Source organism: Pedobacter sp., from assembly GCF_031119335.1.
GTDB lineage: Bacteria > Bacteroidota > Bacteroidia > Sphingobacteriales > Sphingobacteriaceae > Pedobacter.
In genome coordinates, this window is record NZ_JAVHXT010000001.1 from 108,643 (window position 1) to 122,177 (window position 13,535).

Here is a 13,535-nt window from a genome sequence, read left to right on the forward strand (position 1 = left end):
GATTATTTACAATTCTCTCTTTGCGTCACTTGGCGGATACTTCTAAAACTTTGCGTTTAATTTTTACCGCAAAGAAATAAAGAGTAACGCTAAGGTCGCGAAGTTTTAAGAAATGTCTTTTGTTTTCTAAACCTGATAGCAGCGGATCCCGATTTTTCATCGGGAGAAGCGAATAGCAGGGCTTTCGGTTCAAAAGAACTACAGGTTTTGCTTTTCAAATAGAATTAAACATTAAGGAGTTAAGGATAATTAAGTTGTTGCCTTAGTGTACCTTCATTTCTTAATGGTTTAAACCTTTTTATTAGATAAACTTTGCTTTTCGAAAAAGAATAATACCTTTGCAGCATCGATAAGGGGTGCCTTGTTTTGTAAGAAACACAAATAAAGGCTGAGATCATACCCATTTTGAGGTGAAAGTAAAAGGTAAAAGTTGAAAGGTTTAAAACCCTAAGCCCTTGCCTAAGCCCTTAAACCTTGAATGCACCTGATCCAGGTAATGCTGGCGTAGGGATGGTTTATGAAGTTTAACTAATGTCGGGCGTAACCCCTACAACCGATGGGTTTAACTAAAAAACAACAATAAGTTGAAAAAATTAAGATTTGCAGTATTAGCTGCATTGCTGTGTCCGTTCGTGGCGTTGGCACAGTTCAAAATTTCGGGAAAAGTAAACGAAGCTGACGGAAAAGTACTTTCTGGTGCAAGTGTTAAATTAAAACCTCAGGGATTTGCCGCAGGAACTAACGCTAACGGTGTTTACGAATTTAGTAATTTGCCAGCAGGCAGTTACACAGTGGTGGTAAGCTACCTAGGTTATGCCACACAAGAGAAAAAAGTAACCGTTAATGCCGATGTCACGGCAGATTTCAGCTTGCAACAACTATCTTTCGTGGCCGATGAAGTGGTGGTAAGTGCCACAAGGGTTGCCAAAAACGCCGCTTTTACCTACAAAAATTTAAGCAAGGCCGATTTGGACAAAACCAACCAAGGGCAAGATTTACCTTACCTGCTTAACCAAACCCCATCTGTAGTGGTAACTTCCGATGCTGGTGCAGGTATTGGTTATACTGGTATCCGTATTAGAGGCAGCGATGCCACGCGTATCAACGTGACTTTAAACGGTATTCCGCTAAATGATGCTGAAAGTCAGGGTAGTTTCTTTATCAATCTCCCAGATTTGGCCTCGTCGGTAGATAACATTCAAATTCAACGTGGGGTAGGTACATCAACCAATGGAGCTGGTGCTTTTGGAGCGAGTTTAAACATCCAAACTACTACCAGAAGAGACTCGGCCTATGCCGAATTGAACAATACCTACGGCTCTTTTGATACTTGGAGAAACACGGTAAGTGCAGGAACGGGACTGATCAACAACAAATTCAGTTTCGATGCCCGTTTGTCGCGTATCAAGTCTGATGGTTATGTAGAAAGAGCATCTTCAGATCTGAAATCGTTTTTCGTTACTGGAGCTTACTATGGTAAAAAGGACATTTTACGTTTAAATGTTTTTAGTGGTACAGAAAAAACCTATCAAGCTTGGAACGGTATCAGTAGAGAGATGATGGAAACAAACCGTAGACACAATGATTTTACCTACGATAACCAGACCGATAATTACCAGCAAGACCATTATCAGTTATTTTATACCCGTAATATTACCAAAGATTTAGTAGCCAATGCCGCTTTGCATTATACTTACGGCAGAGGTTATTACGAAGAATTTAAGGAAGATAGAAAGCTTTCAGATTATAGAATTGACCCAGTAGTTATTGGTGGTACAAGTATTACTCGTTCTGATTTGGTGCGTCGTTTATGGTTAGATAACGATTTTTACGGCACAACCTATTCTTTGGCTTACACACCGGCAAGTAATTTAAACTTCACTTTAGGTGGTGCTTACAACCGTTACGAAGGCAAACACTTTGATGAGGTAGTTTGGGCGCAATTTGCTAATTACAATGGTGCGGCTTCAATGCGTCACCGTTACGATGATAACGACGCTTTCAAAAGCGATTTCAATATTTTTGGAAGGGTCAATTATCAGCTAGATAAACTGAATGTTTATGCCGATTTGCAGTACCGTAACATATTTTATTCTTTTTACGGAAGGTTAGATGCTAGCAATTTCGCACAACAAAACGCTAGGTTAGAATTTTTCAATCCTAAATTTGGTTTAACTTATAACTTAACAGATAGAAGTAATGTTTACGCTTCTGTTGCCGTAGGTAATAAAGAACCAAATAGGAGAGATTTTAGAGACTCAAATACTGGTTCCCGCCCTAAGCACGAAAGTTTAACCAACTTCGAGTTCGGTTACAGAACACAACAACAAGACTTCAATGTTGGCGCCAACGGTTTTGCTATGTTGTACAAAAATCAGTTAATTAACACTGGTAAATTAAATGAAGTAGGCGGACAAACCCGTCAGAATGTGCCAGATAGTTACCGTATCGGTTTAGAATTAGATGCTAAATGGCAAATTGTAAAGAACTTTTCTTGGACAGCAACAGCAACCCTAAGTCAAAGCAAGATTAAAAACTTTACCGAATACGTTAACGATGACGATGAAAACAGAGTTGGAGAATTTTTAACCTTCGATTACAGTAACACCAACATTGCTTATTCGCCACGTTTTGTAGGTTCTAACGAGTTTGCTTATACTTATAAAAACGCTGGTATAGCTTTAGTAAGCAAGTATGTAGGCGAGCAAAATTTAGATAATACTGGTGGTAAAGACGAGAACGGCAAAGTTGTTCGTGTGTTAGATGCTTTTTTTATTAATGATGTAAGATTAACCTACAATGTAAAAGCTTTAGGCATTAAAAATATTGGTTTAAACTTCTTGGTAAATAACATCTTTAATGTGCGTTACGCAGCCAATGGCGGCGCTGGTGCTTACCTTTCAGATGGTTACTTCGGTCGTTACGAGTATTTCTATCCACAAGCTACACGTAACTTCTTAGCGAGTTTAAACTTTAAGTTTTAACTTACGGCTAAACCTTGCAGGTTTTTAAAACCTGTAAGGTTTTTTTATCTCTTCTTCAACGGCTGCAGCAAATACTCTAAGCCATTTAGCTTAATTTCATAAAGCGTAGCCAGCAACATCCCCAACTTTCCAGCCGGAAACCCCTTGCTCTGATACCAAACCAGGTAATGCTCTGGTATATCGCACAACACCCAGCCCTTATATTTGCCATAAGGCATTCGCATCACAACAAGCTCTTTCAGTAGTTCTGGGTTCATTTGCTAAAGGTATATCTTTTTTGAAAAGCAATTACAGTATTTCGATTAAAGTCAGTCCCGTTTTTCGTTATAATCTTTTTGTTTTCTCATTCCGTCATTTCGAACGCATGTGAGAAATCCGTTCGATAGAAGCAGCTAACTTTGAGATTTCTCTCTACGTTCGAAATGACGTTCCAAAAAGTATTACCACTTCAACCGGGTTTAGAACGCAAAAATCGAATAACTATTCACGAATTTCCTAGAAAGCGCCCTACACTGCCCACTAAAAACTGCCAACTGTAAACCGTTAACTGCTCAACTCCCAAACCATTACCTTCTTGTCGTCGCCAGTAGAAATCAGTTTAGTTCCATCGTGGCTCCATGCTAATTTGTTGATAGAATGACTGTGGCCAATATCCATTTTTTCAATGCTTAAAATCTTATAAAGCTTGAAGTTTTCTGAATCCCAAAGTTTAATGCTCTTATCCTGACTTGCCGTAGCAAAATAAGGCAATGTTGGGTGAAATGCAATATCGTAAATGCCAAACATATGCGCAGGAACACTCTTGCTCAGTTGGTAGGTAGGTAAATCCCAAATTTTTAATTGAGCATCTCTGCTTCCAGAAATTAAATACCTACCTGTTGGATGGTAGGCTAAAGAAGTAACGCCCAAAGTATGTTCAGTTAGTTTGTATTTTAGGCTGTAGTCGTCCACGCTGTAAATGGAAATGCTACCGTCTTTGCACCCAAATGCAATTTCCTTTTCATCAGGAGATACCGCAATACATCTTACTGTATCAGCAGAAATTGGTAAGCGATACAGTTCCGAAAAATCTTCCAAGGACCAAATAGCCACTGTGCCGTCTTCGCTGCTGGTTAATAATTCATTCTTATGGGCAACAGTTGCCATTCCGAAAATAGGTTTGGTATGTGCATTTACACGTGCAACTACTTCCTGTTTAATAAAATCGAAAACAGAGAAAGCTCCGCTTCTTTCGCCTATAAACAATTGATTGTTATGATTGTGAAGATAGTACACAGAACTTTGTACGGGCAATTTCACCATCACAAATGCCATCTTTTTCAGCGACCACTCCACCACACCTTTATCGTTTCCAGCGGTAAAGAAAATCCCTTCCTTATCAGATTTAACTAAAGCATAAACTGGGTTCTGATGTCCTGTAAAAGTGTGTAGGTGTTGTAGCATATCACAAAAATAATGATAATTAATATGCATTAGATTTTATAATTGTCATCATTTAGCCGCTTGTGTTTTCTGAAGGTTGTCTTGTCTTGATTTTGTATAAGATATCTGACTTTAAAATTCGACTAGTGCTAGGTCAAATGATTGAACTTTGTGTTCTTCGTGTCTTTGTGGTTAACATAAAAAGACTATTTGTAATCTGGAAATTAGAAAATCATCTATCTGAAAACAATTTTTGTTTAAATTTGTATTCTAATAACTTAAACAAAGTGCCGTACGACTATGGGTATCGTCGCTAAATATTCTATCAAAGAACTCGAAGTTCTTACCGGTATTCGTGCGGCAACGCTGCGGATGTGGGAAAAACGATACCAAATTATCAATCCATTACGTACACAAACTAATATCCGTTATTATGGCAACGAGCACCTTAAATTACTGCTAAATGTAAATGTGCTTAATCGAAACGGCATTAAAATATCTCATATCGCCAAAATGAGTTCGAACGAGATTACTGAGAAAGTAAAAGATTTGAGCTTCGTAAAAACAGGAGATGATGACCTTTTTGATGGCTTAATGCTAAGCATGATTGATTTGGACGAGACTTTGTTTCATCAGGCGTTCTACAAAGCAGTAGCTCGTTTGGGTTTTGAAGATACTATCAATCGCATCATATTTCCGTTCTTCAACAGAATTGGAATTATGTGGCAAGTGGATAGTATCAATCCGGCGCAAGAGCATTTTATTAGTAACATGGTAAGGCAAAAGTTAATTGCTGCCATAGATAATGCCACCACCAAAACAAATGAAAAGGCAAAAAAGGTACTGATGTTCTTGCCAGAAAGCGAGCTCCACGAACTAGGTATGTTGTTCTTAAATTACCTGCTTAAAAATAAAGGTTACAGAACTATTTATTTGGGCCAAGCCGTTCCTTTAACAGATTTGCCGAAAATTCTGGAAATAAGCGACCCAGATATGCTGGTCACCAGTGTTTCTAACTCTATGTCGATAGGGGATATCACTACTTTTATCAATAAATTTAAAGTAGCGCCAATTACAAAGAAAATCTATATTGCCAGTGCGGGTATCTATGAAGCTCAGCCAGAATTGCCCGCCAATTTCAAATTGTTTGAAACACTTAAAAAACTAGCTGCCGAGTTTTAAAACTATTTTGTTTATATAGCTGTTTGTTAAAAAATACATTATCATCTATAAGCCTATTTGTAACATTTTATTTTGTTTAATTTTTTAATTAAAAAGTTAAACAAAATAAATTTATATTTGTTGTATACGTTGAAGATGATAAATAGTAATCCTCCCCATACTATAGTGATAGGTGCCGGCTTTGCTGGCCTAAGTGCGGCTATTACCTTGGCCTTCGAAGGCCATAAGGTTACGGTTATAGAAAAGAATGAACAAGCGGGGGGAAGAGCTAGGGTTTTCAAAAAGAATGGCTTTACCTTCGATATGGGACCTAGCTGGTACTGGATGCCCGATGTGATGGAGGATTTCTTCAGTCAGTTTGGAAAATCAACAGAAGATTATTTCGAATTAAAAAGACTAGACCCTTCTTATCAGGTCATTTATGCTAAAAATGATGTGTTCCCTGTTCCTGCAGATTATGGAAAATTGCAAAATGCAATGGAAGAGATAGAGCAAGGTAGTGCATCTCGATTAGATAGTTTTTTAGCAGAAGCTGAATATAAATATGAAGTAGGTATTAACGAATTTGTTCATAAACCTGGTTTGAGTTTGTCTGAGTTTATGAGTGTTAAAGTGCTTAAAGCTGCAGCTAAACTAGATTTATTACAATCTTTTGCTAAACATATCCGACGTTATTTTAGTTCTCCAAAGTTGCTTAGGCTGTTGGAGTTTCCAGTATTGTTTCTGGGCGCTGTACCGAAGAAAATACCAGCATTGTATAGTATGATGAACTATGCAGACATCAAATTGGGTACTTGGTACCCGATAGGAGGTTTTGGAAAGTTAGCAGAAGCGATGCATGCCTTGGCCATTGAGCAAGGTGTGGAGTTTAAACTTGGTACTGCTGTTAAAGCAATTGAGGTTTCGGACAAAAAAGCTGATTTCGTAGTAACTGACAATGAAAGAATAGCAGCAGATTTTATTATCGGCGCTGGAGATTATCATCACATAGACCAACATCTATTGCCGAAATCTTTTAGAAATTATTCTGAAAGTTATTGGGAAAAACGTGTAATGGCGCCTTCCTGCTTGCTTTACTATGTTGGTGTAAATAAGAAGTTGCCAAGGTTGTTGCATCATAACCTATTTTTTGAGAACGATTTTGAGCAGCATGCAAAAGCCATCTACGAAAAGCCAGCTTGGCCAGAAAATCCTTTGTATTATGTGTGCTGCCCATCAAAAACAGATGCAACTGTAGCGCCAGAAGGAATGGAAAATCTATTTCTACTCATTCCTGTTGCGCCAGGTTTAAAAGACACAGAAGAGGTGCGTGAACGTTATTTTGATGAATTGATAGGCAGATTGGAAGATTTCTGTGGAGAGAAATTCAAGGAAAACATCATTACCAAAACTACTTATGCCTACACAGATTTTGTGAAAGATTACAATGCCTTTAAGGGAAATGCCTACGGATTGGCAAATACTTTAGGGCAAACGGCAATTTTAAAACCGTCTATCAAAAATAAAAAACTACAAAATATGTATTATACTGGCCAATTAACTGTTCCGGGTCCTGGAGTTCCTCCGGCTATTATATCTGGGCAAGTGGTAGCCGATTACATTTTAAAGCATCAAAAATAATTGTCATGAAGGCCCTGTTCGACCAAGTTTCTGCCAAATGCAGCCAAATTACTACGCAAAAGTATAGTACTTCATTTTCGTTGGGCATAAAGTTTCTATCACCCGCCATTCGCCCGGCTATTTTTGCCATTTATGGGTTTGTGAGATTGGCAGACGAGGTGGTAGACTCGTTTCATGATTACGATAGAAAAGGTTTATTGGTGCAATTACGGGCGGAAACTGAGGCTGCTTTGATAAATAAAATCAGTTTAAACCCAATTATTAATAGTTTTCAGCAAACGGTACATCAATATCAAATTGATAAAGAACTGATAGATGCTTTTTTAGATAGTATGGAGATGGATTTGGAGAAACAGGTTTTTACCAAACAGCTGTACGATAAATATATTTTTGGTTCGGCAGAAGTAGTCGGCTTAATGTGTTTAAAGGTTTTTTGTAATGGCAATGCCGATGAGTATAATCAATTACGCCATTCGGCCATGAAATTAGGCTCTGCATTTCAGAAGGTTAATTTTCTAAGAGATATCAAAGCAGACCACTATGAGTTGGGTAGAATGTACTTTCCGAATATGGATTTTAATTGTTTTACTGAAGAAGACAAAGCTTTGATAGAGCAGGAGATAAAAGCCGAATTTGATGAAGCTTTGAATGGGATTGTAAAATTGCCGCGATGCGCTAAAAAGGGCGTATATTTGGCCTATATTTATTACAAATCACTATTTAAGAAAATACAGGAAATTCCTGCCAAGCACATTATGGAAAAAAGGGTTAGAGTGCCTGACTTCCAAAAGGCGTTACTTATGTTAAACACCTTTTTTGTGCCGCAGGCTCCAGAAAGATTGTCAACAAATGTGGGCTAAACCAATTCTATTATTTATTTCAACACTTTTTTTTCTCTCCACCGAAATTTCAAAGCGAAACATTAGAACAATGTATGCCAAATCGGTAGAAAGTAAACAGACGGCTCAAAACCTGCTAGCGACGTTAGAAAAGCAGGAGCAAAGTGCTTTCGTTATTGGTTATAAAGGAGCGACAAAAATGATAATGGCGAAACATGTTTTTAATCCGATTACCAAACTCAACTACTTTAACACTGGTAAAAAGATGTTGAACAAAGCCATAGAAAAAGAAAATAATAATGTGGAGTTGGTGTTTTTAAGATATGCGACACAAGTTTCTGCTCCTTCTATATTGGGGTATAACAGTAACATCGAAGCAGATAAAAAACAAATCCTAAGCGGATTGAATAGCGATAAATTAGACGAACAATTGGCGAAAACCATTATATCTTTTATGAAAAAACAAGAATTAACACTTGAAGAAAAACAACAATTAACTGGCTTGGCCAAATGATAGAGGAAGTAATTTTAGTAGATAAGGAAGATAGGGAGATTGGCTTGATGGAGAAAATGCAGGCGCATCGCGAAGCAAAACTGCACCGTGCTTTTTCTGTTTTTTTAATGAATGATAAAGGCGAAGTGCTATTGCAGCAGCGTGCTGTAGATAAATATCATTGTGGCGGTATGTGGACCAATGCCTGTTGCAGTCATCCGAGGGCGGGAGAAGCTTTGCAAGATGCAGTAGACAGACGTTTGCAAGAGGAGATGGGCATTGCTTGCGATACCAAATGGGTTTACAGTTTTGTATACAGAGCAGATGTTGGACAGGGCTTGTTTGAACACGAGTTTGACCATGTGTTTTTCGGAAGGTTTTCTGATAAACCAAAACCAGATGCAAACGAAGTTTCTGCTTGGGAATATGTCTCAATTGACGATTTACAGCAAGACGTAGCGGTAAATCCTTCGAAATATACACCTTGGTTTAAAATTATATTGGCAGAGGTAATTGATAAAGGAATTTTAGCTAAAGTAGCTTAAGAGGATGAAGAAATACGTGCTATACAGAGAAACCATTTTACCAATTACCATGTTAGAAGCTTGGGATTTCTTCAGTAATCCAGCAAATCTTTCAAAAATTACACCTGCTGAAATGGATTTTAAGGTAGTTACCAAAAATCTGCCTCAGTATATCCATAACGGTTTGGTTATCGATTATGTAGTTAGGCCTTTAGCTGGTGTGCCATTAAAATGGAAGAGCCAAATTAGTTCGGTAAACGCTCCCTATTCCTTTGTAGATGAACAATTGAAAGGTCCTTACGCTTATTGGCATCATGAACATACTTTTGAGGAAAAAGCAGGGAAGGTGTTGATGAAAGATAAAGTGACTTATTCGGTACCTTTTGGAGTGTTGGGTAGGTTAGCGAACACCTTGATTGTGCGGAAGAAGTTGGAGCAGATTTTTGACTACAGAACCGATAAAATTCTGGAAGTTTTTAAAATAGATTAACAATGATTTGGATAATTATAGCTTGCGTAGTAGGAACTTTCATTGTAATGGAATGTGTGGCATGGCTAGCACATAAATATTTGATGCATGGTTTTTTATGGAGTTTACATAAAGACCATCACAAGAAAGATGATGGGCAGGTTTTTGAGAAGAATGATTTCTTTTTCGTGCTTTTTGCTACGCCTGCTATTATTCTGTTTCTTTTTGGTTCTATATACGGCAATGTAATTATGATGTCTATAGCTGGCGGAATTACACTTTATGGTTTCTGTTATTTCATGGTGCACGATATTTTTATCCACCAGCGCTTTAAGTGGTTTAGAAATACCAATAATATCTATCTGAAAGCGATAAGGAGAGCGCATAAAATGCATCATAAACATCTGGGTAAACATCATGGCGAGTGTTTTGGGATGCTTTGGGTGCCATTTAAGTATTTCCGAGAGGCTTATCGTCAGCAAAAAATGCAGGAGCAAAGGTCATGAAGCAATATACTTACCTTCTCATCGATTTTTTTACGGTTATAGTACCGTTAGTAGCATCCTTTCATCCGAAGCTGATGTTTTGGAAAAATCTAAGAGCTTTTATGCCAGCCAACATCATTATTGCGGTTTTGTACATTGCATGGGATGTGTGGTTTACAGATTTAGGTGTTTGGGGCTTCAATCCAGATTATTTAACGGGCATCTATTTATTTAACCTGCCTATCGAAGAGGTTCTTTTTTTTATATGCATTCCCTATTCTTGTGTATTTTCTTACCATTGTTTCGGTGTTTTTAAAGAATTGGGCTTAAGAAGCTATAAAACTCAAATCATATCTGTATTACTCATTTTGCTAAGTGTTGTTTTGGCGGCTATATTTTACGACCGAATGTATCCTTTGGTGAGTTTCAGTATTTTTGCATTGTTGATAGCCTATTTGGCTTTCGTAAGAAAACCTACGTGGTTGGGGCAGTTTTATTTCACTTACCTCATCATGATTATCCCATTTTTAATTGTAAATGGAATACTCACCGGTACTGGTATTGATGCACCGATTGTTTGGTATAACCCGGAAGAGATTATTGGTATTCGTATCAGAACCATTCCTTTTGAAGATGTTTTTTATGGAATGGGATTGATTGGCTTCAACTTGCTGCTGTACGAGTTTTTACTAACCAAGTTAAAATATAGTAGGGGAGTTTAATACGCTGTCATCATTGCTGTAAAGGTTTAGTAATTCGGTAACAGAGTTAGCTTTGTAAGAACCGCTAGTCGAGATTATTTTATGAACTCACTTTGCTCGGTTTGCAATCTCGACTTAATTAGCCGCGGATTTTAAATCCGCAGTTTAATAGTTCCGGATTGCAAATCCGGAACAGCAAGTGAAATCTTTGATGCTGTTTTGCAAGTTTAAAGATTTCTCGACTTCGTTTCTCTTCGTTGCACTCATCGAAATGGCGAGAAAGTGTTTAGTTTCCGCTTTCTACCAACGCTTTGAAATTATCCAAAATAGCTTGCCAACCGCCACGTTGCATTTCTAAAGGATTTTGTCCTTCGGGTTCAAACGTTTCTGTAACTTCTACGTTATCGCCATTAGCTCCAAAAATTACTTCTACTTTTCTGCCATCGGCGATGGTATAGCTAATGTATTTGTTCTCTTGAATATCGTCATAAATGCCTTCAAAATCGAAGCTGAAACTGCCGTCTTTTGCTGCCATGGTGTACGAGAATTTTCCGCCCACGGTTAAATCGTTAGAAGCTACTGGTGTATGCCAATCTGGTGAGGCATTGTTCCATTGCTTAATAAAATCTGGCTCCGTAAAGTATTTCCATACCTTTTCGATAGGAGCGTTAATAGTTGTTTTAATTGTGATATTTTCCATAGGGTCTTGTTTGTTGGGGCGAAATATATTTCGCCCGTACGAATTTTGATTATTGGTTATTCCTCGCTTCTACATCCAATCCTTCTGCCCACTTTCTACCTGATAAAGCCACCAATTTACAAGTGTTTTAATCTCGGTATAGTTTCCATAGCTAAACGCAATGCTTCCAGCTGCTGTGTGTAAAGTCACATGGCCAATATCTAATGATTTATGCCAAGGAAACTGCGAAGTACTAATCGATTGAATTTTATGCGGTTCGATAATTTCTTGCGAAATGTCCCAAATTCCACTTTGTTTAATGATAAAATCTTCTGAAACTGTAATGCGATGTTTAGTGTACGAAATGTAAGTCATCAGCGAAGCCACTAAAACATAAAGAATGGCCAATGGATAAAATGCTCTTACTTCTGGTATAACTTGATAGAAAATAAGATATCCAGCTAAAGGTAATATGACGCTGAAAATGATAGGCAGGTTCATAAACCGGAAATTAGGTTTGTAACGAGTGCCATCTTCCGGCAACTTGCTCAAAATCATCTTTAAAACTTCGTCTTTTTCGGCTGGGCTACAACCTGGAACTTCCATGTTGTTGGTTCTTACTTCCTTTTCAGATTGTTGTTGACCGGAATGAGCTTGCTTTAACGCCATGTTAAACAAACCGATTTTCTTCTGGAAATAATTTTGACTGTACTCGGTAATCTGCACCTTATTTGGATGTAAAAGTGTGTTTTTCTTCGCCAGAAGTCCCGATGAAATTAGCAACGACTTTTGATGTTTGCTCATCTGAAAATCGAAGTATTTCACAAACGTTCGTATCACGTTAGTGGCAAGCAGAATAAAAATAATCGCTGCCAGTAATACACCAACCGAAATAATGGTGACGCCACTTTTAAAGAACTGTTCTACCTGTCCGTGGTCATTATCAAAAGCTTTAAGTACTTCTTTGATGTTATGAAAAACAGCATAGCCGAAACCTAGTAACAGCACAATACTTTGCCCATAATTGCTAGTCAAGCCAATTTTTAGTAAAGTGGCAGCGCTGATTTTGATAAATGGCGTTTCCTTTTGCAAGTTTTGCGGCGTTACCAATTCTTCGCCATTTTCCATTGAAACAGTTTCCTTCTCGCCGTTTAACAAATGCTCCTTCAAAGCAAAAGCGATTGGACCACTAATAGCGCTAATATTTACCTCCTTACTGTCAGAACCTGCAGTATCTATTTGTAAACTGTAAACGCCAATCAGTTTCTGTAAAAAGCCTTGATTGATATTTACTTGTTGTATTTTTTCTACTGGGATGGTTAAATTCTTTCTGCCGAAAACTCCTTTGTCGATTACGAATTCGCGTTTTAAGGTGTCAAGGTAAAAGGTGAATTTTCGGTAATAAAAATAGCCGTAAATAAGGGAGATAATCAATATAGCTGCTAATCCAAATGCGGTATAAAGCAAAGCTACTTTGTTCGATTTGAAGATGAACAATGCCAAAGGGATAAACATGGCTCGTACAAATCGCTGAACGATATAAGCACCATTGATGATTATACCAGCCGCAGATTGTCGTTGTGGTTCGCTAAAATCTACCATTGTTTATTCGCTTTCTGTTTCTGAATTAACAACTAGACGTTGCACCAAGGCTTCCTTTAATGCTTTGGCCTGCTCAATTGGAATTCCTGCAATTCTTATTTCGCCACTTGAACCACCAGCAGTATAAATTTGAAGTGTGCCTAAAGCAAACATCCTCGACAAAACACCTTCGCTTAAAGAGACATGTTGTATGCGGTTTAATGGCACAATGATGGTTGTTTCTGCAATAACGCCACTTTTGTACAGTATATCTTTTTCTCGCAAAGCGAAACCTCTGCGTTTAAAACTTGCTCTAAATAAGAAAAATAGGAAGGCTGCAAAAACCAAGAAAATTCCAGCAAAGACAAACCAGTTAGCATGAAATTCTTCGTTGAAGAAAACAAAAGCAGTCAAAGCAGCGCCAATAATAAAAAGAAAAATAGCCAAATTGATGACGATAATTTGCCAGTATTTTGGAGCTGGAGCAGTTAGAATTGTTTCTTCGTATTTTGGAAGTGCGTCTAGATTTATTGTTTCGTTAGTGAAATCTTGCATG

At 37.8% G+C, this 13,535-nt stretch carries 14 protein-coding genes and 1 riboswitch; of the genes, 9 read left to right on the forward strand and 5 right to left on the reverse strand.

From position 1 onward, the window contains the following. The first annotated feature begins 342 nt into the window (after nucleotides 1-342). Nucleotides 343-528, forward strand: a riboswitch (TPP riboswitch). Nucleotides 529-584: 56 nt separating this feature from the next. Next, complete coding sequence (locus tag REI64_RS00470) at nucleotides 585-2,984, forward strand: TonB-dependent receptor (protein ID WP_308848111.1); 2,400 nt, start codon at nucleotides 585-587, stop codon at nucleotides 2,982-2,984. Between the two features lie 44 nt (nucleotides 2,985-3,028). On the opposite strand, the gene REI64_RS00475 is transcribed toward REI64_RS00470, so the two are convergent. Next, nucleotides 3,029-3,241 (reverse strand): DUF3820 family protein, encoded by a 213-nt coding sequence (locus tag REI64_RS00475; RefSeq protein WP_308848112.1) that lies wholly within the window; start codon nucleotides 3,239-3,241, stop codon nucleotides 3,029-3,031. 286 nt (nucleotides 3,242-3,527) lie between these two features. Next, nucleotides 3,528-4,427, reverse strand: coding sequence for a WD40 repeat domain-containing protein (locus tag REI64_RS00480; RefSeq protein ID WP_308848113.1), 900 nt, complete (start codon nucleotides 4,425-4,427; stop codon nucleotides 3,528-3,530). A gap of 279 nt (nucleotides 4,428-4,706) precedes the next feature. Between REI64_RS00480 and REI64_RS00485 the strand changes: the two genes are divergently transcribed. From REI64_RS00485 to REI64_RS00520, 8 genes are all read left to right on the forward strand, one after another. Continuing rightward, nucleotides 4,707-5,588 carry a MerR family transcriptional regulator gene (locus REI64_RS00485; protein ID WP_308848114.1) on the forward strand — a complete coding sequence of 294 codons (882 nt, stop codon included), beginning with the start codon at nucleotides 4,707-4,709 and terminating at the stop codon, nucleotides 5,586-5,588. A gap of 135 nt (nucleotides 5,589-5,723) precedes the next feature. Next, the gene (locus REI64_RS00490) at nucleotides 5,724-7,208 is read left to right on the forward strand and encodes a phytoene desaturase family protein (RefSeq protein ID WP_308848115.1); all 1,485 of its coding nucleotides are present in this window, start codon (nucleotides 5,724-5,726) and stop codon (nucleotides 7,206-7,208) included. A gap of 5 nt (nucleotides 7,209-7,213) precedes the next feature. Next, nucleotides 7,214-8,068: a phytoene/squalene synthase family protein gene (locus tag REI64_RS00495; RefSeq protein WP_308848116.1), complete on the forward strand. Its 855-nt coding sequence runs from the start codon at nucleotides 7,214-7,216 to the stop codon at nucleotides 8,066-8,068. A gap of 70 nt (nucleotides 8,069-8,138) precedes the next feature. After that, nucleotides 8,139-8,561, forward strand: coding sequence for a hypothetical protein (locus tag REI64_RS00500; protein WP_308848117.1), 423 nt, complete (start codon nucleotides 8,139-8,141; stop codon nucleotides 8,559-8,561). After that, nucleotides 8,558-9,085, forward strand: a complete 528-nt coding sequence (idi, locus tag REI64_RS00505) for an isopentenyl-diphosphate Delta-isomerase (protein WP_308848118.1) — start codon at nucleotides 8,558-8,560, stop codon at nucleotides 9,083-9,085. Before REI64_RS00500 ends, idi begins: the two co-directional genes overlap by 4 nt. Before the next feature lie 4 nt (nucleotides 9,086-9,089). Continuing rightward, a complete protein-coding gene (locus REI64_RS00510) occupies nucleotides 9,090-9,554 on the forward strand; it encodes an SRPBCC family protein (RefSeq protein ID WP_308848119.1) in 465 nt (154 codons plus the stop codon). 2 nt (nucleotides 9,555-9,556) lie between these two features. Continuing rightward, entirely contained in the window at nucleotides 9,557-10,039 is a 483-nt protein-coding gene (locus REI64_RS00515) for a sterol desaturase family protein (protein WP_308848120.1), read from the forward strand. Further along, nucleotides 10,036-10,740 (forward strand): lycopene cyclase domain-containing protein, encoded by a 705-nt coding sequence (locus REI64_RS00520; RefSeq protein ID WP_308848121.1) that lies wholly within the window; start codon nucleotides 10,036-10,038, stop codon nucleotides 10,738-10,740. The genes REI64_RS00515 and REI64_RS00520 overlap by 4 nt, the downstream gene beginning before the upstream one ends. A 265-nt stretch (nucleotides 10,741-11,005) precedes the next feature. On the opposite strand, the gene REI64_RS00525 is transcribed toward REI64_RS00520, so the two are convergent. The 3 genes from REI64_RS00525 to REI64_RS00535 all read right to left on the reverse strand — a co-directional run bounded on the left by REI64_RS00525 (nucleotide 11,006) and on the right by REI64_RS00535 (nucleotide 13,534). Next, nucleotides 11,006-11,419 (reverse strand): SRPBCC family protein, encoded by a 414-nt coding sequence (locus REI64_RS00525; RefSeq protein ID WP_308848122.1) that lies wholly within the window; start codon nucleotides 11,417-11,419, stop codon nucleotides 11,006-11,008. Between the two features lie 69 nt (nucleotides 11,420-11,488). After that, nucleotides 11,489-13,000: a PH domain-containing protein gene (locus REI64_RS00530; RefSeq protein ID WP_308848123.1), complete on the reverse strand. Its 1,512-nt coding sequence runs from the start codon at nucleotides 12,998-13,000 to the stop codon at nucleotides 11,489-11,491. A gap of 3 nt (nucleotides 13,001-13,003) precedes the next feature. Next, on the reverse strand, nucleotides 13,004-13,534 hold the full coding sequence (locus tag REI64_RS00535; RefSeq protein WP_308848124.1) for a PH domain-containing protein: 531 nt from the start codon (nucleotides 13,532-13,534) through the stop codon (nucleotides 13,004-13,006). Nucleotide 13,535 lies beyond the last annotated feature (1 nt).